Origin of the sequence: Pantoea sp. DY-5 (assembly GCF_019795955.1) — a bacterium.
In the GTDB taxonomy this organism is placed as follows: domain Bacteria; phylum Pseudomonadota; class Gammaproteobacteria; order Enterobacterales; family Enterobacteriaceae; genus Pantoea; species Pantoea leporis.
The window spans coordinates 321,443-345,316 of sequence record NZ_JAIMIE010000001.1; the positions used below are offsets into that span (position 1 = coordinate 321,443).

Here is a 23,874-nt window from a genome sequence, read left to right on the forward strand (position 1 = left end):
AAGGAACGACGCCATCCATGCGTTTGTTTATTGCCGAAAAACCCAGCTTAGCGCGTGCGATTGCCGACGTGTTGCCAAAACCGCATCGACGCGGAGACGGCTATATTGCCTGCGGGAATGACCAGGTTGTGACCTGGTGTGTTGGGCACCTGCTGGAGCAGGCGCAGCCCGACAGTTATGACAGCCGCTATGCGCGCTGGAATCTGGCTGATTTACCGATTATTCCGGAAAAATGGCGCTTGCAGCCACGTCCATCCGTGGCTAAGCAGTTAAAAGTGATTGAAGGCCTGCTGCAACAAGCCAGCATGGTGGTGCATGCGGGTGACCCCGATCGTGAAGGTCAACTGCTGGTGGATGAAGTGCTGGATTATCTGCAGCTCGCACCAGAGAAACGTAAAGCGGTGCAGCGCTGCCTGATTAACGATCTTAATCCTTCGGCGGTTGAACGTGCGGTTGGGCGCTTACGTGAGAACCGCGAATTCATTCCGCTGTGTGTGTCTGCGTTAGCGCGTGCGCGCGCCGACTGGCTGTACGGCATCAACATGACGCGCGCCTTTACCTTGCTGGGCCGTAACGCCGGTTACGACGGCGTGCTGTCGGTTGGCCGCGTGCAGACGCCGGTGCTGGGTTTAGTGGTGCGCCGCGATGAAGAGATCGAAAACTTTATCCCTAAGGACTATTTCGAAGTTAAAGCGCACATCGTCACGCCAAAAGACGAGCGTTTTGTCGCGACATGGGTGCCAAGCGATGCTTGCGAGCCGTGGCAGGATGAAGAGGGGCGTTTGCTGCATCGTCCGCTGGCGGATCACGTGCTTGAGCGCATTAATGGTAAGCCGGCGCTGGTCACCGGATATAACGACAAACGTGAATCCGATACCGCACCGCTACCATTTTCGCTTTCTGGCCTGCAGATCGAAGCCGGTAAGCGCTTTGGCCTCAGCGCGCAGAACGTACTGGATTGCTGTCAGCGGCTTTATGAAACCCATAAGCTGATCACCTACCCGCGTTCCGATAGCCGCTATCTACCCGATGAGCACTTTGCCGGCCGCCATGCGGTGCTGAACGCCATTCAGGCGCATCAGCCCAATCTGACACCGCCAGCGGATTTCAATCCCGATCAGAAGAACCGCTGCTGGGACGACAAAAAGGTCGATGCGCACCATGCCATCATTCCCACTGCGCGTGCCAGTAAGGTTAATCTGACCGAAAATGAGGCCAATATTTACGGCCTGATCGCCCGCCAGTATTTAATGCAGTTTTGCCCGGATGCGGTGTTCCGCAAATGCGTTATTGATCTTGATATCGGCGGCGGAAAATTTATCGCCAAAGCGCGTTTTCTGGCTGAAGCCGGCTGGCGTGCGCTGCTCGGCAGTAAAGAGCGTGACGAGGAGAACGATGGCACGCCGCTGCCGGTCGTCGCTAAAGGTGATGAGCTGCTGTGCGAGCGCGGCGAAGTGCTGGCGAAGCAGACTCAACCGCCGCGTCCGTTTACCGATGCGACGCTGTTGTCTGCGATGACCGGCATCGCCCGCTTTGTGCAGGATAAAGAATTAAAGAAAGTGCTGCGTGCAACCGATGGTTTAGGTACGGAAGCGACGCGTGCGGGCATTATCGAATTGCTGTTCCGCCGCACTTTCCTGGTGAAAAAAGGCCGCTATATTCATTCGACGGATGCGGGCAGGGCGTTGATCCATGCACTGCCAGAAATGGCCGCCCGGCCCGATATGACGGCGCAATGGGAATCGACGCTTACCCGGATTAGCGAGAAGTCTTGTCGCTATGATGAGTTTATGCAGCCGCTGGTCAGCACCTTGATTGGGCTGATTGGTGAAGCACGCCAGCGACCGTCGTTACAGGCCTTTCGCGGATTGACAGCGCCTGGGGCCAAAAAGAAAGCCAAACCGAAAACGGCTCGTCGCAAAACCAAGGAGACAGAGTGATGCGTTATGCAATGATGTTGCTGGGCGGATTGTTGTTATGCAGCACCTCGGCGCTGGCCAACCGCCAGCCGGAAAACAATCGTATGGGCAATACCGATGTGGTGGTGGATCTGCCGCCAGAAGCTTGGACACAAGGGCAAAACAATCGTCAGAGCAATTGCATGCAGTGCTGTACCTATGAGAACCGCAGTTATTCTGAAGGTGCGGTGGTCAAAGCAGAAGGCGTGTTATTGCAGTGCGGCAGGGATGAGAAGGTATTAGGAACCAATCCGCTTATCTGGAAGATCATCAAATAAAAGCGCGTGGCGCTAGACGCCACGCTGCTTCATCACAGCTTAAATGTCGACCAAACCGGGGCGTGATCCGACGGTTTCTCCATGCTGCGGATATCGTAATCGATGCCACTCTCAATGCAGCGCGAGGCAAGCGGTTGGCTTGCCAGCAGCAGATCAATGCGCAGACCACGGTTGTCGTCAAAGCCTTTCGAACGGTAGTCAAACCATGAGAAACGATCGTTGGTTTCCGGGAACTTAGCGCGCCAGGTATCAACTAAACCCCACTTCAGCAAGCGATCCATCCACTCGCGCTCCTCAGGCAGGAACGAGCATTTTCCGGTACGCAGCCAGCGTTTACGATTGTCTTCACCAATGCCGATGTCAAAATCGGTGCTGCTGATGTTCATGTCGCCCATGATCAATACCGGTTTATCCACGACTAGCTGTTGCTCAAGATAGCTTTGCAGATCGCGATAAAACTTCTCTTTCGCCGGGAACTTGGTGGGATGGTCGCGGCTTTCACCCTGCGGAAAATAACCGTTGATCACCGTGATATCACCAATCGGACTCGGGATTTCCGCCATGATCAAACGACGCTGCGCATCTTCCTCATCGCCAGGGAAACCACGGTAGACGTTAACAGGCTCAGCTTTGGTCAGCAGCGCGACGCCGTAATGACCTTTCTGTCCATGATAAAACACGTGATAACCCAGTTTGCTGACGTCTTCGAGCGGGAACATATCGTCATGCACTTTGGTTTCCTGCAAGCCGATGACATCGGGTTGATGCTGTTCAACCAGCGCGGCTAATTGATGAGGACGCGCACGCAAGCCGTTGATATTGAAAGAGACAAATTTCATTTCGCTGCCATTTTTATCCGCAAAAGTATGGCGCGATGGTAACGAGTTTTTGGGCAAAAGTCATGGTGTGAATCAGGAGGTTACAACGATTAAAACAAGTGGGAAAAACAGGAGAATGGTATTGATGGTGGTGGGAGAAGGATTCGAACCTTCGAAGTCTGTGACGGCAGATTTACAGTCTGCTCCCTTTGGCCGCTCGGGAATCCCACCGGGGATATGACATATTGTGGCTTCAGGCAGAGACGATTCAGATGGTGGTGGGAGAAGGATTCGAACCTTCGAAGTCTGTGACGGCAGATTTACAGTCTGCTCCCTTTGGCCGCTCGGGAATCCCACCACTGGCCTGAATCATTGCGTCTTAAAGCGGGGCGCATCATAACAAATGCGCTCAGCCTGTAAAGCGCCGTCACTGAAAATAAAAACTGTTTGCCCACTTTTTATGCGTGGCGCTGAAGAGTTGTGCAGTTCAGCGCCGAAGTGGTTAAAGAATGATCGTGCGGTTGCCGTAAACGAACACGCGCTGGCCTAACACTTTATACAGCGCGCGGCTCAGCACATTCTTCTCAACGTCTCGTCCTGCACGCATCATCTCTTCTGCGGTGTAGCTATGATCGACGTTGATCACGTCCTGCATGATAATGGGACCTTCATCGAGGTTATCGTTCACGTAGTGCGCGGTGGCGCCGATGATTTTCACGCCGCGCTCATAAGCCTGATGATACGGACGCGCGCCAATGAACGCCGGCAAGAAGGAGTGGTGAATATTGATGATCTGGTTTGGATAACGTTGCACAAAGGCGGGCGTCAACACGCGCATATATTTTGCCAGCACCACATAATCAGGCTGATAACGGTCAATTTCATCCGCCATGCGGTTGTCGTGCTCTTCACGCGTGTGGCCTTCGTGGCTCACCATCACAAACGGAATATCGAAACGTTCAACCAGTGAGCGCAGCGTTTCGTGGTTACCGATGACTGCAGCAATCTCCATATCCAGACCGCCAAACGCGCTTTTCATTAGCAGATCGCCCAGGCAATGCGCCTCTTTGGTCACCAGAATCACGACACGGCGACGACCGGCACTTTGCAGTTCACGCACTGAACCGACGGGCAGCGCGCTATCGAGATCGGCCAGCAAGGTGTTGTCGTTGAAAATGCCTTCCAGCTCGGTGCGCATGAAAAAGCGTCCGGTGCGGTGATCGACAAACTCATTGTTCTGCACAATGTTGAGTTCGTGCTTGTAGCAAATGTTGGTGATCTTGGCGATCAAACCTTTCGCATCAGGGCAAATGGTTCGTAAAACTTTTCGTTGGATGGTTTGCGCTTGCATCTCGATCAGAGTCCTGTCAAAGCGATGAATGGTAAAGCCGTTGTGTATCTGTCCAGATTACCCACAACATTTTTTGTATTTTTTATCGGCGCCACAAGGACAGCGATCGTTACGTCCCAACTCAGGCGTTGTTCCGTCGACATAGTACCAGCGTTGATCCTCGCGAAGAAAGCGCGAACATTCATAGATGGCTGAAGTGCGGCCTTTTTCGAGGTAACGCGCAAAAAACGTCACGAAGGCTTCATTCTCATGGCTTCCATGATTACAACGAGTTACATTCAAGCCCAGCCATTCAGTACCGGCAAAACTTTCGGATAATAACGTCTCAAGGTCGGCCACGCGTTTACTGGAGTGCCAGGTTTTCGCCAGCCACGCGGCATCTTTCACGACGTAAGCGGTGTAACGTGAGCGCATTAATTGTTCCGCGCTGGACGGGTTCGCTTGGCCATTCAGAAAGGGTTGGCAACATACGCTATACTCCTTTCCGCTGCAGCAAGGGCACTTTTCAGACACGTCATCTCCTGGAAGTGATTAAAGTAAATTTAAGCGTGCGCTATGGTAGCCGACTGTCAGGCGTGATGCTACGTACCATGCCAATCATGAGGTGAGATGAGAAAGGTCAGGATTGGGCTGGCACTGGGTTCAGGTGCTGCCAAAGGTTGGTCGCACATCGGCGTGATCAATGCGCTGGAACGCGCAGGGATTGAAATCGATGTGGTGGCCGGATGTTCTGTTGGCGCGTTGGTCGGTTCGGCTTACGTGAATGGACGGCTGGGCGTGATGGAGAAGTGGGTGAGTGCATTCCGTTATTGGGATGTCATTCGATTAATGGACCTGTCGTGGCAGCGCGGTGGTTTATTGCGCGGCGACCGGGTGTTTAGCCACATCCGCCAGCTGATTCCCAACGACCTCATCGATGAGTGCGATAAGCCATTTGGCGTCGTCGCGACCAATCTCAGTACCGGACGAGAAGTGTGGTTGACCGAAGGCGATTTGCATCAAGCTGTGCGTGCGTCCTGTAGTATGCCAGGCTTATTGCCACCCATTGCTTACAATGGATACTGGTTGGTGGATGGCGCGGTGGTGAATCCCGTGCCGATCTCATTAACCCGCGCATTGGGTGCTGACATCGTTATCGCCGTGGATTTACAGCATGACGCACATCTGATGCAACAGGATTTATTGTCAGTTACGCCGCAGAGCGGTGAAGAAGCGGCGGCAGTAGAAGCGCTGAGCTGGGGAAAGAAACTGCGTCAACGCTTGATTGGCCTGACGCATCGCCGTGCTAATCAAACGCCGGGTGCGATGGAGATTATGTCGACATCTATCCAGGTTCTGGAAAATCGCCTGAAACGTAACCGCATGGCGGGCGATCCGCCGGATGTGCTGATTCAGCCGTTTTGTCCACAAATTTCCACACTGGACTTCCATCGTGCAGAAGAAGCCATTGCGGCTGGCAAGGCCGCCGTTGAGAAAAAAATGGATGAACTATTACCGCTGGTCCGTGGCAGATAGTCAGGTTGTTCATTCACAGGTGTTGCGACTTCAGCCAATTCTGAAAGGCGCAACGGCATTTTATGAACCACTATTGAATTATCTGGTACGCAGGGGGAGAGAATGGAAAAACCGCTAATCGGCAAAAAGATACTCATTGTCGAAGATGAGGTCGTTTTCCGTTCATTGATAGACAATTTATTAACCAGCTTAGGTGCAACAACGCTTGAGGCAGGTGATGGTGTTGATGGCTTAACCTTGTTGTCGGCGCAGTCAGTGGATCTGGTTATTTGCGACCTTGAAATGCCGCGTATGGGCGGTATCCCGTTCGTTGAGCGTCTTCGCACGCGCGGCAACAATGTGCCCATTCTGATTATCTCCGCCACACAAAATATGGCGGACATCGCGCATGTGTTGCGTCTGGGCGTGCAGGACGTATTGCTAAAACCGCTCAAAAATATGGAACGTTTCCGTGAAGCGGTGTTTGAGTGTCTCTATCCATCAATGTTTACCTCCAAAGTCGAGGAGGATGAACAACTGTTTCAGGATTGGGATGCGCTGGTCAGCGATCCGCTGGCGGCCTCTAAATTACTTAAACAGCTCCAGCCGCCGGTGCAGCAAACCATTGCCAATTGCCGTATCAATTACCGTCAGCTCACCATGGCGGAACAGCCGGGCTTAGTACTGGATATCGCGGCGCTATCAGATAACGATTTGGCATTCTATTGCCTTGATGTAACGCGCGCTGGCGATAATGGCGTGTTAGCCGCGCTGTTACTGCGCGCACTGTTTAATGGTTTGCTGCAGGAGCAGCTCTCCGGCCAGAAGCAGCGACTGCCTGAGTTGAATGGGCTGCTGCGTCAGGTCAACATGCTGTTAAGGCAGGCGAATCTAAGCGGGCAGTTCCCGTTGCTGGTGGGCTATTATCATCGCCAGTTAAAAAACCTAATCCTGGTTTCTGCAGGGCTCAACGCGACGTTGCATGTCAATACTCATCAAATCCAACTCAGTAATGGTGTGCCGCTTGGTACTATGGGCAGCACTCATCTTAATCAAATCAGCCAACGTGCCGACGCCTGGCAGTGTCATATTTGGGGCGCCGGAGGCAGGTTACGTTTGATGCTTTCAGCCGAAGAATAACCGGTTAGATTTAATTTTTCCGTGGGTTAAAGACAGGACCAGGAGCAAGCTTTACACTTGGGTAATAGTCCTAAATTCCGTGGATTAACTTCTTCCAGGATAATTCCACCTGATAGTAACTGATATACTCATTTCGTTTTTAAACCGACATATCAAGTATTAACTTGAACGGCCTATTAAGAGAGGTATTTTTGATGTCTGCCTATAAGACTAAAGTTAAAAAAGCGGTAATCCCAGTTGCAGGCCTCGGCACGCGTATGCTGCCTGCGACCAAAGCTATTCCAAAAGAGATGTTACCGTTGGTCGATAAGCCGTTGATCCAGTATGTCGTAAATGAGTGCATTGCAGCAGGCATTAACGAGATTGTGCTGGTTACGCACTCTTCTAAAAACGCCATCGAAAACCACTTTGATACCAGTTTTGAGCTGGAATCTATGCTGGAAAAACGTGTTAAGCGTCAGCTGCTGGACGAAATCCAGTCAATCTGCCCTCCACACGTCACCATCATGCAGGTTCGTCAGGGTATCGCGAAAGGCCTGGGCCACGCAGTAATGTGCGCACATCCGCTGATTGGTGATGAGCCGTTCGCTGTAATCCTGCCAGACGTAATCATCGACGAATACGAATCTGATCCAACCAAAGACAACCTGGCAGAGATGCTGGCTCGTTACGAAGAGAGCGGCCGCAGCCAGATCATGGTCGAGCCGGTTGCTGATGTAACCGCTTACGGCGTAGTTGATTGCCAGGGTGCTGAACTCTCTGCAGGTCAGAGCGCGCCAATGGTTGGCGTGGTTGAGAAGCCTAAAGCTTCAGAAGCCCCATCAAACCTGGCCGTTGTGGGACGTTACGTGTTGTCTGCTGAAATCTGGCCGCTGCTGGCGAAAACGCCTCCAGGTGCAGGTGGCGAAGTTCAGCTGACTGACTCCATTGCGATGCTGATGGAAAAAGAGACCGTTGAAGCTTATCACCTGAACGGTGTCAGCCATGACTGCGGTAACAAACTGGGTTACATGCAAGCGTTTGTTGAGTACGGCGTTCGCCATCCAGTGCTGGGTAAAGATTTCACCCAGTGGCTTGAAGGCGCGGTAGGCAACAAAAAGTAACTCAATAAACACAGGATAATTCAATGAAAGTCACTGTATTTGGTATCGGCTATGTCGGTCTGGTTCAGGCTGCGGTGTTGGCCGAAGTCGGACATGACGTTCTCTGCATTGATGTCGACGAAAAGAAAGTCGAGAACTTAAAGAAAGGCAATATTCCGATCTTTGAACCAGGCCTGACGCCGCTTGTTATGTCTAATTACGAGTCGGGTCGCCTGAAGTTCAGTACGAATGCGGAAGAAGGCGTTAATCATGGCGTGATGCAGTTTATCGCCGTGGGTACGCCACCGGATGAAGACGGTTCTGCCGATCTGAAGTATGTGACTGCCGTTGCGCGCACGATTGCGCAGCACATGAACGATCACAAAGTTGTTATCGACAAATCTACTGTACCAGTGGGTACCGCAGATCGCGTGCGAGCGGTAATGACGGAAACCCTGCAAAAGCGTGATGTAAACATCGCCTTTGACGTGGTTTCAAACCCGGAATTCCTCAAAGAAGGTGCGGCAGTCAATGACTGCATGCGTCCTGAACGTATCGTTGTCGGTACCGATAATGATGAAGTGGTTGAGCTGTTACGCGAGCTGTACGAGCCGTTCAACCGTAATCATGATCGTATGATTTTGATGGATATCCGCAGTGCAGAGCTGACCAAATATGCGGCTAACTGCATGCTGGCAACCAAAATCAGCTTCATGAACGAGATCTCTAACCTGGCAGAACGTCTGGGAGCCGACGTTGAGAAAGTTCGCCAGGGTATTGGTTCAGATTCACGTATTGGTTATCACTTCATCTATCCAGGCTGCGGCTATGGCGGTTCTTGTTTCCCGAAAGACGTGCAGGCGCTGATTCGCACTGCTGAGTCAATTGGTTACACTCCGCGTCTACTGCAGGCGGTTGAAGACGTCAACGATTCGCAGAAGAACAAGCTGCCAACCTTTATCAAACGCCATTTTGGCGACGATTTGCGCGGCAAAACCTTTGCTCTGTGGGGACTGGCGTTCAAACCGAACACTGACGATATGCGTGAAGCCTCCAGCCGCGTGCTGATGGAGACGCTGTGGGAAGCAGGGGCAACGGTTCAGGCGTTCGACCCAGAAGCGATGGACGAAGCGCAACGCATTTACGGCCATCGTAACGATCTGAAGTTGATGGGTACCAAGGAAGCAGCGCTGCAGGGTGCGGATGGCTTAGTGATCTGTACTGAGTGGCAAAACTTTCGTGCGCCAGACTTTGACGTCATCAAAAGTGCGTTAAAAGAACCCGTGATTTTTGATGGTCGTAACCTGTATGATCCTGAGCGTATCAGCAAGCGCGGTTTCACGTACTATGCAATCGGCCGCGGAGCGTCAATTAAAATCGTAGAATAATGAGGGATGTATGAAGTTTCTGGTCACCGGCGCGGCAGGTTTTATTGGATTTCACGTCAGTCAGCGTTTGCTGGCCGCTGGTCACCAGGTTGTCGGCATCGATAACCTGAATGACTATTATGATGTCAGCCTGAAACAGGCTCGTTTAGACCAGAACACCCAACATCCTAATTTTATTTTCGTAAAAATGGACCTGGCGGATCGCCAGGCCATTTCCTCTTTATTCGCTGAGCATGCGTTTGAACGCGTTATTCATTTGGGCGCTCAAGCCGGCGTGCGTTATTCAATCGAAAATCCCCATGCTTATGCCGAAGCAAATCTAATCGGCCACCTCAATATTCTTGAAGGTTGCCGTCATCATAAAATCGGCCACCTTTTGTATGCCTCATCCAGTTCAGTTTATGGCCTGAATCGCAAAATGCCTTTTTCAACGGACGATTCCGTTGACCATCCGGTTTCACTTTATGCGGCCACAAAAAAAGCCAACGAATTGATGTCGCATACCTATTCACACCTTTATCAATTGCCCACTACGGGATTACGTTTCTTCACCGTGTATGGCCCATGGGGCCGTCCGGATATGGCATTGTTCAAATTTACACGCGCGATGTTAGCGGGTGAGCAAATTGACGTCTATAACAACGGACAAATGACGCGTGACTTTACGTATATCGATGATATTGCTGAAGCAATCGTGCGCTTGCAGGATGTGATTCCTCAACCGGATGAAAAGTGGACGGTGGAAGCAGGTTCTCCCGCCAGCAGCTCGGCTCCTTACCGCGTTTACAACATTGGTAATAGCCAGCCGACCAGCTTAATGACGTATATTGAGTCGCTGGAAAAAGCATTGGGCATTGAAGCAAAAAAAAATATGCTGCCCATGCAACCTGGCGACGTACTGGGCACCAGCGCTGACACGCAACCTTTGTACGAGGCGATCAATTTCCGTCCTCAAACTAGCGTAGAGCAGGGTGTGCAGTATTTTGTTGATTGGTATCGCCGCTTCTATCAACAATAATTAAGCATGAAAAAAGGAAGCCATTGGCTTCCTTTTTCATACCTGGTTAAAGTGAATTAGCGATGAGCTAATTACAAAGCTGAGCGCTGGAATGATTACAGTAGGAAATCGTCGAGTTGTTTACCTTGTTCTTCAATTGCTTTTTTAATCACAGCAGGAGTGCGGCCCTGGCCAGTCCAGGTACGGTTTTCACCGTTTTCATCAACGTAAGAATATTTAGCCGGACGCGCAGCGCGCTTAGCTTTGCCCGGAACTTTCGTTTCAGATAATGCCTGTAACAGATCATTTGGGTCAATACCATCGGCAATCAGCATCTCGCGGTATTGTTCAAGTTTGCGTGTGCGTTCTGCATTTTCCGCTTGTGCATGAGTATCATCTTCACGACGCTCATTGACCACAACCTCGAGTTTTTCTAGCATCTCTTCCAATGTTTCCAGAGAGCATTCCCGAGCTTGTGCGCGCAATGTACGGATATTATTAAGAATTTTAAGTGCTTCGCTCATTGTCCTAATCTCAAAATATAATAAATGGGAGTTGTTCTGCCGAATCATAATAATGGTGCAAAAAAATAACTGCAATAGCCAGATTTAAAAGCAAAACGCAAAAATAAAAAAGAAGTGCAAATTTATAACGCTCTTCAGAATATATTTACTTATTTGGTAATCTTTTCTAACTTGCTGACCAGACTGAACGCTGAATCTTACGCTAAACCTGACGCTTCGGCTTTAATTTAAATGAATAAAATATAGGCTCAATCGCTATTTTGTCAAAACGTGCTTTCTTTCAATGGGTACTATGATGTCCATCTTAATGGTGATGTTATTTTGAGCAGATGATAAAAATAATGCATCGCTACAGCTATACAGGTTTATGGTAAACTGCGCCGCAACAGATATAGGCTGCGATGAGATTTTCTAATGGCTCAACTTTATTTTTATTACTCTGCGATGAATGCGGGTAAATCAACGGCTTTGCTACAGTCTTCTTATAATTATCATGAACGTGGTATGCGATCGTTGGTTTATACCGCCGAGATCGACAACCGCTTTGGTGCAGGCAAAGTCAGTTCACGTATCGGGCTTTCGTCTCCTGCATTTTTATATAACGATGAGACAAAGCTCGATGAGGAAATAGCTGCAGAACATGCGAAGCAACCCGTGCATTGCGTGTTAGTCGATGAAAGCCAGTTCCTTACGCGCGAACAGGTCAAAGCATTATCTGATGTTGTCGACAATCTGGATATTCCGGTGCTTTGCTATGGCCTGCGCACCGATTTCCGTGGAGAGCTGTTTGTTGGCAGCCAATATTTACTGGCATGGGCGGATAAGCTGGTTGAGCTTAAAACCATCTGCCACTGTGGCAGAAAAGCCAGTATGGTGCTTCGTCTTGATGCAAAGGGTAAACCTTTCAGCGAAGGCGAGCAGGTGGTGATTGGTGGCAATGAGCGTTATATATCGGTCTGCCGTAAACATTATAAGCAGGCAATCGATCAGGGTTCACTTCAGGCGATATATGGCTCACAATCGCCGCAGGTTTAACTCATCAGCAAGCCATAAAAAAACCCGCCGTAGCGGGTTTTTTGTTCAAAGCGGTTTAGGCTTTTTTCGTTTTCTTGTCAATTTTCACTTCGGCTTTAACTTCTTGAGCATTCTCAATCAATGACTCAGAGAATTCACGACCGTAGAAGGTATCCAGCATGATTTGTTTTAACTCAGCAATCAGCGGATAGCGTGGGTTCGCACCGGTACATTGGTCATCGAATGCATCCTCAGCCAGTTTGTCCACTTTCGCGAGGAAATCAGCTTCCTGCACACCCGCTTCGCGGATTGAGGTTGGGATGCCCAACTGCGTTTTCATCTCTTCAAGCCAGGCGAGCAGTTTTTCAATTTTCTGCGCGGTGCGGTCGCCAGCGGCGGAGAGCCCCAGATGGTCAGCAACCTCAGCATAACGACGACGTGCTTGTGGGCGGTCGTACTGGCTGAAAGCCGTTTGCTTAGTCGGGTTGTCATTGGCGTTATAGCGAATGACGTTTGAAATCAGCAGGGCGTTTGCCAGACCGTGTGGAATGTGGAACTCAGAGCCCAGTTTATGCGCCATTGAGTGACACACACCCAGGAAGGCGTTTGCGAACGCAATCCCCGCGATAGTTGCCGCATTGTGAACGCGTTCACGTGCTACCGGATTTTTTGCGCCATCGCGATAACTGGCTGGCAGGTTCTCTTTCAGCAGTTTCAGTGCTTGCAAGGCCTGGCCATCAGAATACTCATTCGCTAATACGGAGACATAGGCTTCGAGTGAGTGCGTTACCGCATCGAGGCCACCGAAGGCGCAAAGTGAACGCGGCATATCCATCACCAGGTTGGCATCAACTATGGCCATATCTGGCGTCAGCGCATAATCCGCTAATGGATATTTCTGGCCGGTCGCATCGTCCGTCACCACGGCAAACGGCGTTACTTCAGAACCAGTACCGGAAGTGGTAGTGATGGCCACCATACGCGCTTTAACACCCATTTTCGGGAACTTATAGATGCGTTTACGGATGTCCATAAAGCGCAGTGCCAGTTCTTCGAAATGCGTCTCAGGATGTTCGTACATCACCCACATGATTTTTGCTGCATCCATCGGTGAACCACCGCCGAGTGCGATAATCACATCAGGTTTAAAACTGTTCATCTGCTCTGCACCTTTACGGACGATGCTCAGCGTTGGGTCAGCTTCTACTTCGAAGAAGACTTCGGTTTCAATACCGTGAGATTTCAGTACGCGAGTCACCTGATCGGCATAGCCATTATTGAACAGGAAGCGGTCGGTAACGATAAAGGCGCGTTTGGCACCATCAGTTGCCACTTCTTCCAGAGCAATCGGCAGTGAGCCGCGACGGAAGTAAATAGACTTCGGAAGTTTATGCCACAACATATTCTCAGCTCGCTTGGCCACGGTTTTCTTGTTGATGAGATGTTTTGGTCCCACGTTCTCAGAAATGGAGTTACCGCCCCATGAACCACAGCCCAACGTCAGTGATGGAGCCAACTTGAAGTTGTACAGGTCACCGATACCGCCTTGTGACGCCGGCGTGTTAATCAGAATACGCGCGGTCTTCATTTTGTCGCCGAAGTAGTGCACACGCTCAATCTGATTATCCTGATCGGTATACAGACATGAGGTGTGGCCGATACCGCCCATGGTTACCAGTTTTTCAGCTTTATCGACCGCGTCGTGGTAATCCTTCGCCCGGTACATCGCTAAGGTTGGAGAGAGTTTTTCATGCGCGAAAGGCTCTGATTCATCAACCAGTTTCACTTCACCAATCAGAATCTTGGTGGTTGCCGGCACGCTAATTCCCGCCAATTCGGCAATCTTAGTCGCCGGCTGGCCGACAATCGCCGCATTCAGCGCGCCATTCTTCAGAATGATATCCTGAATCGCTTTCAGCTCTTTACCTTGCAACAGATAGCCGCCGTGGCTGGCAAAACGCTCACGTACCGCGTCATAGGCCGAATCAACCACAATTACGGATTGCTCAGACGCACAAATCACACCGTTATCGAAGGTCTTCGACATCAGGATGGATGCGACAGCACGTTTGATATCCGCTGTTTCATCAATTACGACTGGCGTGTTACCGGCACCAACACCAATTGCGGGCTTACCGGAACTGTAAGCGGCTTTGACCATGCCCGGACCGCCGGTTGCAAGGATCAGGTTGATATCAGGGTGATGCATTAACTGATTAGAAAGTTCGACAGATGGGGTGTCGATCCAGCCGATGATATCTTTTGGCGCACCCGCCGCAATCGCTGCCTGCAGCACAATGTCAGCCGCTTTGTTAGTGGCATCTTTCGCACGTGGATGCGGAGAGAAGATAATGCCGTTACGGGTTTTCAGGCTGATCAGTGCTTTGAAAATCGCCGTAGAAGTTGGGTTGGTGGTAGGAACGATGCCGCAGATCAGGCCAATCGGTTCAGCAATAGTAATCGTGCCAAAGGTGTCATCAGTGGCGAGAATACCGCAGGTTTTTTCATCTTTATAAGCGTTATAGATGTATTCAGAAGCAAAGTGGTTCTTGATGACTTTATCTTCAACAATACCCATACCTGATTCGGCAACGGCCAGCTTGGCCAGTGGAATTCGTGCGTCTGCAGCGGCGAGGGCGGCAGCGCGGAAGATTGCATCAACTTGTTCCTGACTAAAATTAGCGTACTCACGCTGTGCCTTTTTTACACGTTCAACCAGTGCATTAAGTTCGGCAACATTAGTAACGGCCATAGTGCTCTCCTGAAGGAAGTTAAACTCTTTTAGTAAACAAGCCTGAATCCAGAAGTATAGTCACGCTATGCTTATATATTGGTCAGGTTGGCGTCTGTTTTGCCGTTGCTTACTAAAAGGGTTTCCTGGTCAAGATACTTAAGCGTCAGGAAGTTGTTTCGACGGGGTAAGATTACCCCTGATGAGGTAGCTAAATTTTGATTCAGATCAATCCTGATCTAAGCTGACACCTTTCAGCACTAACTTTCGCAAGTAAAGTTAGCGCGATGTGCCACATATTCTGCACGCATCGGCTGCATCGCAATAACCAACGGTTAACAGCAGTTGAAAAAACTGGCTCAAAGCCAGACGTATAGCATAAATTTCTGCCGTCACCTCTGGTTTTTCGCCCGGCTTATGCACTACATTAAGCGCGCTTTTCTACTCAGACTTTACCGGAGCCTACTTTGAATCCCGTGCTACTCGATCTTTCCGGCTACATTAAGTTTTTTGTCGGTTTGTTTGCCCTGGTAAATCCGGTAGGTATCATCCCGGTCTTTATCAGCATGACCAGCTATCAGGCGGTGGTTGAACGTAATAAAACCAATCTTACCGCCAACCTGGCCGTGGCCATCATCCTCTGGACGTCACTGTTTCTTGGCGATGGCATCCTGCATCTGTTTGGCATTTCGATAGATTCATTCCGTATTGCTGGCGGTATTCTGGTGGTCACTATCGCGATGTCGATGATCAGCGGCAAACTGGGTGAAGATAAGCAGAACAAGCAGGAGAAGTCAGAGAGCGCTATTCGCGAAAGCATTGGCGTGGTTCCGCTAGCGTTACCGTTAATGGCTGGTCCCGGTGCAATTAGTTCAACCATTGTCTGGAGTACGCGTTATCACAGCTGGCAGAACTTAATTGGTTTTAGTATCGCGATTGCCATTTTCGCCTTTTGCTGTTGGCTGCTGTTCCGCGCAGCACCGTTGATGGTGCGAGTGCTTGGACAAACCGGGATTAACGTGATCACCCGTATTATGGGCTTGTTGTTAATGGCATTGGGCATCGAGTTTATTGTTACAGGTATGAAATCTATTTTTCCTGGTTTGCTGAATTAAACGAAGTTATTTTTTTCTTTTAAGAGATTTCACGATCCAAAATGGTGCATATCTTCATTTTATTGCACCATTTTGGTTAATTTATTCATTAGCCTTAACTGCAAACGTCCAGCATCACTTTTACTACTATCCTCTTCCCATCCGAGTAAAACCTCACACTAAACTGTGATAATTGTCACAGATAATTGTTCTGCACATATCTTTGAAATTAGCATTTGAGAAAAGTTGATAAGTTAATCGATGACTCTTTATGCGGATAATGGCTATTTTTATAGTCGAATTCGTAAAAATCATATTGAAAGAACAATAACGAGTAAATTACATGCAGTCATCCTACAAATAACTTTAAAATCATTTGGTTAATCGATAATTCAATAAAAGAATTAACACTTTTCCTATTCACCCGAACGTGATAAAAGAGAATCTGCTAACATTTTTGCAGTTTAGCTTTGGCGTGCGGGCATCTGTTCTGATAATTTTCGGCACATCACAAATTTTTTATCTGATAGTGACAAATGTGTACGCTTCTTGCTTACAGGCTATCAGGCTTATGATTAAGGTTGATATTTGTTGATGAAATGCATGGTAGCGAAAACGGCCATACGTTCAGTGCTTGCCTTCTGCCTTACAGGCGCACTGGCAGCAAGCCAGGCAGCCCAAATTCCCGCGGGCACGCAATTATCAGAATTACAGCGTATCGTGATCAATAATGGCAGTGAGGTGGCAACGCTTGATCCGCAGAAAGCAGAAGGCGTGCCGGAATCCAATGTCATGCGTAATTTGCTGGAAGGCCTGGTTGAAACCAATAATAACGGTCAACTGGTCCCCGGTGTCGCTAAGCAATGGCAAAGCGAAGAAGGGCGCATCTGGATTTTCACGCTGCGTGACGATGCGCGCTGGAGTAACGGCCAGCCTGTTACTGTTCAGGATTTCGTCTACAGCTGGCAGCGCCTGGCCGATCCTAAAACTGCTTCGCCTTACGCCAGCTACTTACAGGCTGCGCATGTGGCGAACGTTGACGCCGTTCTGTCTGGAAAAGCCGTACCCTCTGAACTCGGCGTTAAAGCCCTCGATGATCGTCATCTGCAAGTCACCCTTTCTGAACCCGTTCCCTACTTTGTTGCCATGCTGGCTCACAGCGCGATGAAACCGGTCTATCGTCCGGCGATAGAGCAGTGGGGCGAGCAGTGGACACAGCCGCAACACTATGTTGGCAATGGCGCTTTTACACTCGCGGAGTGGGTGGTAAATGAAAAAATCGTGGTTAAACGCAATCCACAGTATTGGGATAATGCCCACACGGTGATGGAAGAGGGCGTATTTTTACCGCTCTCCTCAGAGAACAGCGATATCAACCGCTATCGCAGCGGTGGCACCGATATGACCAACAGCGTAGTGCCGCCGGAAATGTTCAAAAAGTTACAGCAGGATCTCGGCGATGAGGTCAAAATCAGTCCGCTGCTGTGCACCTTCTATTACGAAATCAATAACAAAAAAGCGCCATTCGATGACGCGCGCGTACGCGCCGCGCTAAAGTTAACCCTCGATCGCGACATCATTGCGCAGAAGATCATGGGCCAGGGCCAGATTCCTGCCTACGGATTGACGCCGCCGTTTACCCACGGTATTACGCTTTCCCCTCCGGCCTGGGCGCAACAAACGCAGTCCGAGCGTAATGCCAGCGCCAAACAGTTATTAGCCGATGCCGGCTTTAATCAGCAAAACCCGCTGCGTTTTACGCTGCTGTACAACACCTCCGAACAAAACAAGCGACAGGCGATTGCTGCGGCCTCGATGTGGCAAAAAAATTTGGGGGCGGTGGTGACATTGCAGAACCAGGAGTGGAAAACGCTGCTGGAGACGCGCCATCAGGCGCAGTATGACGTGGTGCGCGCCACATGGTGCGCGGATTACAATGAACCTTCTACCTTCCTGAATATGCTGTTGAGCGGTTCGTCCAATAACACCGCGTTTTACCACAGCCCGGCGTTTGACCAGTTGATGAAGCAAACATTAACCAGCGCAGACGAAGCAAAGCGCGCCTCGCTTTATCAGCAGGCGGAAGCGCAACTCGATAAAGACTCGCCAATCGTACCGGTCTATTACCGCGTTAGCGTGCGGTTGGTAAAACCCTGGGTGGGTGGTTTTACCGGCAAAGATCCACAGGACATGCTGGCGTTGAAATACTATTACATAAAGAAACATTGAGTAATGGGCCGATCCGGCGCTACAGTCGGGCGGCACTTTACCGTGGTAAACCCTGAAGGGTGATTAGGGTCTTCGTTCAGACACGCGAAGATCACCTGGAAACGGGGTACGCCGGGCGTTAAATCGACCCGGTAAAGATAATAAAACTGGAGCGTAATAATGAACAACATCACAAAAAAAAGCCTGATTGCCGTGGGCGTATTAGCCGCAATCGGCGCGCTGGCAGGGAATGCCGCGCTGGCAGCAACAGTGCCAGCAGGCGTTGAATTGGCAGCAAAACAGGAACTGGTTCGCGGTAACGGCGATGAAGTACAGTCGCTGGATCCCCACAAGATTGAAGGTGTACCCGAAGACAACATCGCGCGTGACCTGTATGAAGGTTTAATCACCAGCGACAGCGATGGCAAACCGGTACCGGGCGTGGCGGAAAGCTGGGAAAACAAAGATTTCAAAGTCTGGACTTTCCACCTGCGCAAGAACGCTAAATGGTCCAACGGTGAGCCGGTCACCGCACAAGATTTCGTTTACAGCTGGCAGCGCCTGGTCGATCCGAAAACCGCATCGCCATACGCCAGCTATCCGCAATACGGCCATATCGTCAATGTCGACGACATCATCGCCGGTAAAAAGCCAACTTCCGAGCTGGGCGTAAAAGCCATCGACGATCACACGCTGGAAGTGACGCTGAGCGAGCCCGTGCCGTACTTCTACAAGCTGCTGATCAACTCCGTGATGTCTCCGGTGTATAAGCCGGCGATCGACAAGTTTGGCGATCAATGGACCCAACCGCAAAACTGGGTTGGTAACGGCGCCTTTAAACTTGAATCCCACGTGATCAACGAACGCGTAACGCTGGTGCGTAACCCGCAGTATTGGGATAACGAGCACACCGTGCTGAACAAAGTCACCTTCCTGCCAATTAACTCTGAAGTCAGCGACGTTAACCGTTACTTCTCTGAGAACGGCAGCGATATCACTTACAACAACATGCCTATCGAGCTGTTCAAAAAACTGCAGCGTGATAACGGCAAAGAGTTGATGGTGAAGCCATACCTGTGCACCTATTACTACGAAATCAATAACCAGAAAGCGCCATTCACCGATCCACGCGTACGTACCGCGCTGAAACTCGGTCTGGATCGCGACATCATGGTGAACAAGGTTCTGGCGCAAGGTCAGCAACCGGCTTACAGCTTCACCCCGCCAGCCACCGATGGCATGGAACTGCTGCCGCCGGATTGGTTCAAGTGGGATCAGAACAAGCGCAACGAAGAAGCGAAAAAGCTGCTGGCTGAAGCCGGTTACACCGCAGATAAACCGCTGACCTTCAACCTGCTGTACAACACCTCCGATCTGCACAAGAAACTGGCGATCGCGGCCTCTTCTATCTGGAAGAAAAACATCGGCGTCAACATCAAGCTGGAAAACCAAGAGTGGAAAACCTTCCTCGACACGCGTCATCAGGGCAACTTTGATGTCTCTCGTGCGGCATGGTGTGCGGATTACAACGAACCGACTTCATTCCTGAACATCATGCTGTCTGACAGCAGCAGTAACACCTCGCACTACAAGAGCGCTGACTTCGATAAAGTTATCCACGATGCGGTTAAAGCCACAGACGATAAAGCGCGCGTAGCGGATTATCAGAAAGCTGAGCAGATCCTGGATAAAGACAGCACCATCGTGCCGGTTTACTACTACGTCAACGCGCGTTTGGTGAAACCTTACGTGGGCGGTTACACCGGCAACGATCCGCTGGATAAAACCGTCGATAAAAACCTGTATATCATTAAACATTAATAGCACTCAGGCTATCGATAGTGGCGGTGCTGCGGCACCGCCTTTTTACTTTGTGAAGCAACAGCCTGGTAGGTACGGCAATGTTAAAATTCATCCTGCGTCGGCTCCTTGAAGCCATCCCGACGCTGTTTATCCTCATTACCATCTCTTTCTTTATGATGCGACTGGCACCCGGCAGTCCATTTACCGGCGAACGTGTTCTCTCGCCGGAAGTGATGGCGAATATCGAAGCGAAGTACCATCTCAACGATCCGATTGGCAAACAGTACCTGAGCTATCTGGTGCAGTTGGCACATGGCGACTTTGGCCCTTCGTTTAAATATAAAGACTACTCGGTCAATTATCTGGTCGGCCACGCCTTCCCGGTGTCAGCCAAACTTGGTCTGGCTGCCTTCTTCCTCGCCGTGGTGCTGGGCGTAACGGCTGGCGTGATCGCCGCCCTGAAGCAGAACAGTTTGTGGGATTATGCCGTGATGGGGGTCGCGATGACCGGCGTGGTGATCCCCAGCTTTGTCGTGGCACCGTTACTGGTGCTGGTGTTTGCGATTACCTTACGCTGGCTGCCAGGCGGCGGCTGGAACGGCGGCCAATGGAATTATATGTTGCTGCCGATGGTGGCGCTGTCGCTGGCCTACATCGCCAGCATCGCGCGTATCACCCGTGGTTCGATGATTGAAGTGATGCACTCAAACTTCATCCGTACTGCGCGCGCCAAAGGTCTGCCACTGCGCCGTATCGTGCTGCGTCACGCGCTGAAGCCTGCCATGTTGCCGGTGCTTTCCTATATGGGACCGGCGTTTGTCGGCATCATCACCGGTTCCATGGTGATTGAATCCATCTATGGTTTGCCGGGCATCGGCCAGCTGTTTGTTAACGGGGCATTGAACCGTGACTACTCGCTGGTGATGAGCCTGACCATTCTGGTTGGCGTGCTGACCATTCTGTTTAACGCGATCGTTGATGTGCTGTACGCCGTGATCGATCCGAAAATCCGTTATTGATTGTGGAGCTCGCCCATGATGTTAAGTAAGAAAAACAGCGAAGCTCTGGATACCTTCAGTGAAAAACTGGAAGTCGAAGGGCGCAGCCTCTGGCAGGATGCGCGTCGCCGCTTTATTCACAATCGAGCGGCATTTATCAGCCTGCTGGTGCTGCTGGTGATCACACTGTTCGTGGTGTTTGCCCCGATGCTGTCGCAGTTCAAATATGACGATACCGACTGGGCGATGATGTCTGCCGCGCCGGATACCGTCTCCGGTCACTGGTTTGGCACCGATTCATCGGGTCGCGATCTGCTGGTGCGCGTTGCGATTGGTGGCCGTATCTCGCTGATGGTGGGCATTGCCTCCGCGCTCATCGCGGTGCTGGTCGGCACGCTGTATGGCTCACTGGCGGGTTATCTGGGCGGTAAAATCGACTCGGTGATGATGCGTATTCTGGAGATCCTCAACTCCTTCCCGTTCATGTTCTTCGTCATTCTGCTGGTGACCTTTTTTGGTCGTAACATTCTGCTGATCTTTGTGGCGATCGGCATGGTGTCGTGGCTGGATATGGCGCGTATCGTGCGTGGGCAGACGTTGGGCCTGAAGCGCAAAGAGTTCATCGAAGCGGCGCAGGTCGGCGGTGTCAGCACCTTCAAAATCGTGCTGCGTCACATTGTGCCGAACGTGTTGGGCGTGGTGGTGGTGTATGCCTCGCTGCTGGTGCCAAGCATGATCCTGTTCGAATCTTTCCTCAGCTTCCTTGGCCTCGGCACACAGGAACCGCTGAGCAGTTGGGGCGCATTGCTGAGCGATGGCGCCAACTCGATGGAAGTGTCGCCGTGGTTACTGATGTTCCCGGCAGGTTTCCTCGTGGTCACGCTGTTCTGTTTTAACTTTATCGGTGATGGCTTGCGTGATGCCCTCGACCCGAAAGATCGTTAAGGAGTTTCCCGATGACCATTCATGAATTTCAGCCTGCCATGGCTGCACGTGCGGGAAACAATAACCTGCTGCTTGATGTAAAAGACCTGCGCGTCACCTTCAGCACCCACGATGGCGATGTCACCGCTGTGAACGACCTCAACTTTTCACTGCATGCGGGTGAAACGCTGGGCATTGTTGGCGAATCCGGCTCGGGGAAATCTCAAACCGCGTTTGCCTTGATGGGGCTGCTGGCAAAAAATGGGCGCATTGGCGGTTCAGCGAAATTTAACGGCGCAGAGATCCTCAATCTGCCGGAAAGCAAGCTCAACAAACTGCGCGCAGAGCAGATTGCGATGATCTTCCAGGATCCAATGACGTCGCTTAACCCTTACATGCGCGTCGGCGAGCAGTTAATGGAAGTGCTGAAGCTGCATAAAGGCATGAACAGCGCTCAGGCGTTCGAAGAGTCGGTGCGCATGCTGGATGCGGTGAAAATGCCGGAAGCGCGTAAACGTATGAAGATGTTTCCTCATGAGTTTTCGGGTGGTATGCGTCAGCGTGTGATGATTGCGATGGCGCTGCTGTGTCGGCCGAAGCTGCTGATTGCCGATGAGCCGACTACAGCGCTCGACGTGACCGTACAGGCGCAGATCATGACGCTGTTGAATGAGCTGAAGCGCGAATTCAATACCGCGATTGTGATGATTACCCACGATCTCGGCGTGGTAGCGGGTATCTGTGACAAAGTGCTGGTGATGTACGCCGGTCGTACCATGGAATATGGCCGTGCACGTGATGTGTTCTATCATCCTGCCCATCCATACTCGATTGGCTTGCTGAGTGCGGTGCCGCGTCTGGATGCTGAGGAGGGCGAGTCGCTGACCACCATTCCAGGCAACCCGCCAAACCTGCTGCGCCTGCCGCAAGGCTGTCCGTTCCAGCCTCGCTGCGCCTACGCCATGGACATTTGTGCCAAGGCACCGCCGCTGGAGCCTTTCGCTGAAGGTCGCTTGCGTGCCTGCTTCAAGCCGGTGGAGGAATTAGTATGAGCACCGCAGTCGAAGAGAAAAAAGTCCTGCTGGAGATCGCCGACCTTAAGGTGCACTTCGAGATTAAGGATGGCAAACAGTGGTTCTGGCAGCCACCGCACACCCTGAAGGCGGTCGACGGCGTCAGCCTGCGTTTGTATGAAGGTGAAACGTTGGGCGTGGTGGGTGAATCAGGTTGCGGTAAATCGACGCTGGCCCGCGCCATCATTGGCCTGGTGAAAGCCACAGAAGGGCGCGTCGCCTGGTTAGGACGCGATCTGCTCGGGCAAAGCCAGGAGCAATGGCGTCAGGCGCGCAGCGATATCCAGATGATTTTCCAGGATCCGCTGGCATCGCTCAATCCGCGTATGACCATTGGCGATATCATTGCTGAACCGCTGCGCACCTATTACCCGAAGATGCCGGGCCAGCAAGTGAAGGATAAGGTGAAAACCATGATGATGAAGGTTGGGTTGTTACCTAACCTCATCAACCGCTATCCGCACGAGTTCTCGGGCGGCCAGTGTCAGCGTATTGGCATCGCGCGTGCGCTGATTCTCGAGCCGAAGCTGATCATCTGCGATGAGCCGGTATCGGCGCTGGACGTGTCGATTCAGGCGCAGGTCGTTAACCTTTTGCAGCAATTGCAGCGAGAAATGGGGCTGTCACTGATCTTTATCGCACACGATTTGGCGGTGGTAAAACACATCTCCGATCGTGTGCTGGTGATGTATCTCGGGCATGCGGTTGAGCTGGGTACTTACGATGCGGTGTATAACAATCCGCAGCATCCGTACACCCGCGCGCTGATGTCAGCGGTGCCGATTCCCGATCCGGACCTGGAGAAGAACAAGCAAATCCAGCTGCTGGAAGGGGAGCTGCCATCGCCGATCAATCCGCCATCGGGTTGCGTGTTCCGTACCCGTTGCCCGATTGCCGGACCAGAGTGCGCGAAAACCCGGCCGCTGCTGGAAGGCAGCTTCCGTCATGCGGTCTCTTGTTTAAAAGTCGATCCGCTGTAAATGAAAACGCCGGGCGATT

The 23,874-nt window shown here is 51.2% G+C and carries 20 protein-coding genes and 2 tRNA genes; 15 read left to right on the forward strand and 7 right to left on the reverse strand.

The annotated features are described in order from the left end of the window. Positions 1-17: 17 nt before the first annotated feature. Both K5Y30_RS01545 and K5Y30_RS01550 read left to right on the forward strand, forming a co-directional pair. Complete coding sequence (locus K5Y30_RS01545; protein WP_210080754.1) at positions 18-1,940, forward strand: DNA topoisomerase III; 1,923 nt, start codon at positions 18-20, stop codon at positions 1,938-1,940. Further along, positions 1,940-2,236: a YnjH family protein gene (locus K5Y30_RS01550; protein WP_137386880.1), complete on the forward strand. Its 297-nt coding sequence runs from the start codon at positions 1,940-1,942 to the stop codon at positions 2,234-2,236. The genes K5Y30_RS01545 and K5Y30_RS01550 overlap by 1 nt, the downstream gene beginning before the upstream one ends. Before the next feature lie 32 nt (positions 2,237-2,268). Here the strand turns inward: K5Y30_RS01550 and xthA are convergent, their stop codons facing one another. The 5 genes from xthA to K5Y30_RS01575 form a co-directional block, all read right to left on the reverse strand. Continuing rightward, positions 2,269-3,075 carry an exodeoxyribonuclease III gene (gene xthA / locus K5Y30_RS01555; RefSeq protein WP_222210335.1) on the reverse strand — a complete coding sequence of 269 codons (807 nt, stop codon included), beginning with the start codon at positions 3,073-3,075 and terminating at the stop codon, positions 2,269-2,271. 125 nt (positions 3,076-3,200) lie between these two features. Further along, positions 3,201-3,285, reverse strand: a tRNA-Tyr gene (locus tag K5Y30_RS01560). Between the two features lie 42 nt (positions 3,286-3,327). Then, positions 3,328-3,412, reverse strand: a tRNA-Tyr gene (locus K5Y30_RS01565). Between the two features lie 144 nt (positions 3,413-3,556). Beyond that, positions 3,557-4,405 carry a formyltetrahydrofolate deformylase gene (gene purU / locus K5Y30_RS01570; RefSeq protein WP_101764236.1) on the reverse strand — a complete coding sequence of 283 codons (849 nt, stop codon included), beginning with the start codon at positions 4,403-4,405 and terminating at the stop codon, positions 3,557-3,559. A gap of 57 nt (positions 4,406-4,462) precedes the next feature. Further along, positions 4,463-4,918: a YchJ family metal-binding protein gene (locus K5Y30_RS01575; RefSeq protein ID WP_101764237.1), complete on the reverse strand. Its 456-nt coding sequence runs from the start codon at positions 4,916-4,918 to the stop codon at positions 4,463-4,465. Positions 4,919-5,014: 96 nt separating this feature from the next. On the opposite strand from K5Y30_RS01575, the gene rssA reads away from it, so the two are divergent. From rssA to K5Y30_RS01600, 5 genes are all read left to right on the forward strand, one after another. Then, complete coding sequence (gene rssA, locus K5Y30_RS01580) at positions 5,015-5,920, forward strand: patatin-like phospholipase RssA (protein WP_101764238.1); 906 nt, start codon at positions 5,015-5,017, stop codon at positions 5,918-5,920. Between the two features lie 102 nt (positions 5,921-6,022). Further along, positions 6,023-7,039, forward strand: a complete 1,017-nt coding sequence (gene rssB, locus K5Y30_RS01585) for a two-component system response regulator RssB (protein ID WP_101764239.1) — start codon at positions 6,023-6,025, stop codon at positions 7,037-7,039. Positions 7,040-7,233: 194 nt separating this feature from the next. After that, complete coding sequence (gene galU, locus K5Y30_RS01590) at positions 7,234-8,142, forward strand: UTP--glucose-1-phosphate uridylyltransferase GalU (RefSeq protein WP_101764240.1); 909 nt, start codon at positions 7,234-7,236, stop codon at positions 8,140-8,142. 23 nt (positions 8,143-8,165) lie between these two features. Continuing rightward, the gene (locus K5Y30_RS01595) at positions 8,166-9,509 is read left to right on the forward strand and encodes a UDP-glucose/GDP-mannose dehydrogenase family protein (protein WP_210080753.1); all 1,344 of its coding nucleotides are present in this window, start codon (positions 8,166-8,168) and stop codon (positions 9,507-9,509) included. 10 nt (positions 9,510-9,519) lie between these two features. Further along, positions 9,520-10,527: an NAD-dependent epimerase gene (locus K5Y30_RS01600; RefSeq protein ID WP_222210336.1), complete on the forward strand. Its 1,008-nt coding sequence runs from the start codon at positions 9,520-9,522 to the stop codon at positions 10,525-10,527. Between the two features lie 95 nt (positions 10,528-10,622). Here the strand turns inward: K5Y30_RS01600 and hns are convergent, their stop codons facing one another. Further along, the gene (hns, locus tag K5Y30_RS01605; RefSeq protein WP_101764243.1) at positions 10,623-11,030 is read right to left on the reverse strand and encodes a histone-like nucleoid-structuring protein H-NS; all 408 of its coding nucleotides are present in this window, start codon (positions 11,028-11,030) and stop codon (positions 10,623-10,625) included. Between the two features lie 414 nt (positions 11,031-11,444). On the opposite strand from hns, the gene tdk reads away from it, so the two are divergent. Next, positions 11,445-12,065: a thymidine kinase gene (tdk, locus tag K5Y30_RS01610; protein WP_222182268.1), complete on the forward strand. Its 621-nt coding sequence runs from the start codon at positions 11,445-11,447 to the stop codon at positions 12,063-12,065. A 55-nt stretch (positions 12,066-12,120) separates the two neighbouring features. On the opposite strand, the gene adhE is transcribed toward tdk, so the two are convergent. Next, complete coding sequence (gene adhE / locus K5Y30_RS01615; protein ID WP_222210337.1) at positions 12,121-14,796, reverse strand: bifunctional acetaldehyde-CoA/alcohol dehydrogenase; 2,676 nt, start codon at positions 14,794-14,796, stop codon at positions 12,121-12,123. Between the two features lie 446 nt (positions 14,797-15,242). On the opposite strand from adhE, the gene K5Y30_RS01620 reads away from it, so the two are divergent. From K5Y30_RS01620 to oppF, 7 genes are all read left to right on the forward strand, one after another. After that, positions 15,243-15,890 (forward strand): YchE family NAAT transporter, encoded by a 648-nt coding sequence (locus K5Y30_RS01620; RefSeq protein ID WP_008106584.1) that lies wholly within the window; start codon positions 15,243-15,245, stop codon positions 15,888-15,890. 573 nt (positions 15,891-16,463) lie between these two features. Next, on the forward strand, positions 16,464-18,098 hold the full coding sequence (locus K5Y30_RS01625; RefSeq protein WP_222210338.1) for an ABC transporter substrate-binding protein: 1,635 nt from the start codon (positions 16,464-16,466) through the stop codon (positions 18,096-18,098). Positions 18,099-18,257: 159 nt separating this feature from the next. Then, entirely contained in the window at positions 18,258-19,898 is a 1,641-nt protein-coding gene (gene oppA / locus K5Y30_RS01630) for an oligopeptide ABC transporter substrate-binding protein OppA (protein WP_192234029.1), read from the forward strand. 80 nt (positions 19,899-19,978) lie between these two features. Continuing rightward, on the forward strand, positions 19,979-20,899 hold the full coding sequence (gene oppB / locus K5Y30_RS01635) for an oligopeptide ABC transporter permease OppB (RefSeq protein ID WP_007892378.1): 921 nt from the start codon (positions 19,979-19,981) through the stop codon (positions 20,897-20,899). A gap of 15 nt (positions 20,900-20,914) precedes the next feature. Continuing rightward, positions 20,915-21,823 carry an oligopeptide ABC transporter permease OppC gene (oppC, locus tag K5Y30_RS01640; protein ID WP_222210339.1) on the forward strand — a complete coding sequence of 303 codons (909 nt, stop codon included), beginning with the start codon at positions 20,915-20,917 and terminating at the stop codon, positions 21,821-21,823. An 11-nt stretch (positions 21,824-21,834) separates the two neighbouring features. Continuing rightward, positions 21,835-22,854 (forward strand): ABC transporter ATP-binding protein, encoded by a 1,020-nt coding sequence (locus K5Y30_RS01645; RefSeq protein ID WP_222210340.1) that lies wholly within the window; start codon positions 21,835-21,837, stop codon positions 22,852-22,854. Further along, the gene (gene oppF, locus K5Y30_RS01650) at positions 22,851-23,855 is read left to right on the forward strand and encodes a murein tripeptide/oligopeptide ABC transporter ATP binding protein OppF (RefSeq protein ID WP_222210341.1); all 1,005 of its coding nucleotides are present in this window, start codon (positions 22,851-22,853) and stop codon (positions 23,853-23,855) included. Before K5Y30_RS01645 ends, oppF begins: the two co-directional genes overlap by 4 nt. The last annotated feature ends 19 nt before the right edge of the window (positions 23,856-23,874 follow it).

Excerpts from the sequence above, each read along its gene's own strand:
- purU (WP_101764236.1), bottom strand. The coding sequence starts at position 4,405 with ATGCAAGCGCAAACCATCCAACGAAAAGTTTTACGAACCATTTGCCCT.
- oppB (WP_007892378.1), top strand. The coding sequence starts at position 19,979 with ATGTTAAAATTCATCCTGCGTCGGCTCCTTGAAGCCATCCCGACGCTG.
- K5Y30_RS01595 (WP_210080753.1), top strand. The coding sequence starts at position 8,166 with ATGAAAGTCACTGTATTTGGTATCGGCTATGTCGGTCTGGTTCAGGCT.
- K5Y30_RS01545 (WP_210080754.1), top strand. The coding sequence starts at position 18 with ATGCGTTTGTTTATTGCCGAAAAACCCAGCTTAGCGCGTGCGATTGCC.
- rssA (WP_101764238.1), top strand. The coding sequence starts at position 5,015 with ATGAGAAAGGTCAGGATTGGGCTGGCACTGGGTTCAGGTGCTGCCAAA.
- tdk (WP_222182268.1), top strand. The coding sequence starts at position 11,445 with ATGGCTCAACTTTATTTTTATTACTCTGCGATGAATGCGGGTAAATCA.
- K5Y30_RS01550 (WP_137386880.1), top strand. The coding sequence starts at position 1,940 with ATGCGTTATGCAATGATGTTGCTGGGCGGATTGTTGTTATGCAGCACC.
- xthA (WP_222210335.1), bottom strand. The coding sequence starts at position 3,075 with ATGAAATTTGTCTCTTTCAATATCAACGGCTTGCGTGCGCGTCCTCAT.
- adhE (WP_222210337.1), bottom strand. The coding sequence starts at position 14,796 with ATGGCCGTTACTAATGTTGCCGAACTTAATGCACTGGTTGAACGTGTA.
- oppC (WP_222210339.1), top strand. The coding sequence starts at position 20,915 with ATGATGTTAAGTAAGAAAAACAGCGAAGCTCTGGATACCTTCAGTGAA.
- rssB (WP_101764239.1), top strand. The coding sequence starts at position 6,023 with ATGGAAAAACCGCTAATCGGCAAAAAGATACTCATTGTCGAAGATGAG.
- K5Y30_RS01600 (WP_222210336.1), top strand. The coding sequence starts at position 9,520 with ATGAAGTTTCTGGTCACCGGCGCGGCAGGTTTTATTGGATTTCACGTC.
- K5Y30_RS01645 (WP_222210340.1), top strand. The coding sequence starts at position 21,835 with ATGACCATTCATGAATTTCAGCCTGCCATGGCTGCACGTGCGGGAAAC.
- oppA (WP_192234029.1), top strand. The coding sequence starts at position 18,258 with ATGAACAACATCACAAAAAAAAGCCTGATTGCCGTGGGCGTATTAGCC.
- hns (WP_101764243.1), bottom strand. The coding sequence starts at position 11,030 with ATGAGCGAAGCACTTAAAATTCTTAATAATATCCGTACATTGCGCGCA.
- K5Y30_RS01625 (WP_222210338.1), top strand. The coding sequence starts at position 16,464 with ATGAAATGCATGGTAGCGAAAACGGCCATACGTTCAGTGCTTGCCTTC.
- oppF (WP_222210341.1), top strand. The coding sequence starts at position 22,851 with ATGAGCACCGCAGTCGAAGAGAAAAAAGTCCTGCTGGAGATCGCCGAC.
- galU (WP_101764240.1), top strand. The coding sequence starts at position 7,234 with ATGTCTGCCTATAAGACTAAAGTTAAAAAAGCGGTAATCCCAGTTGCA.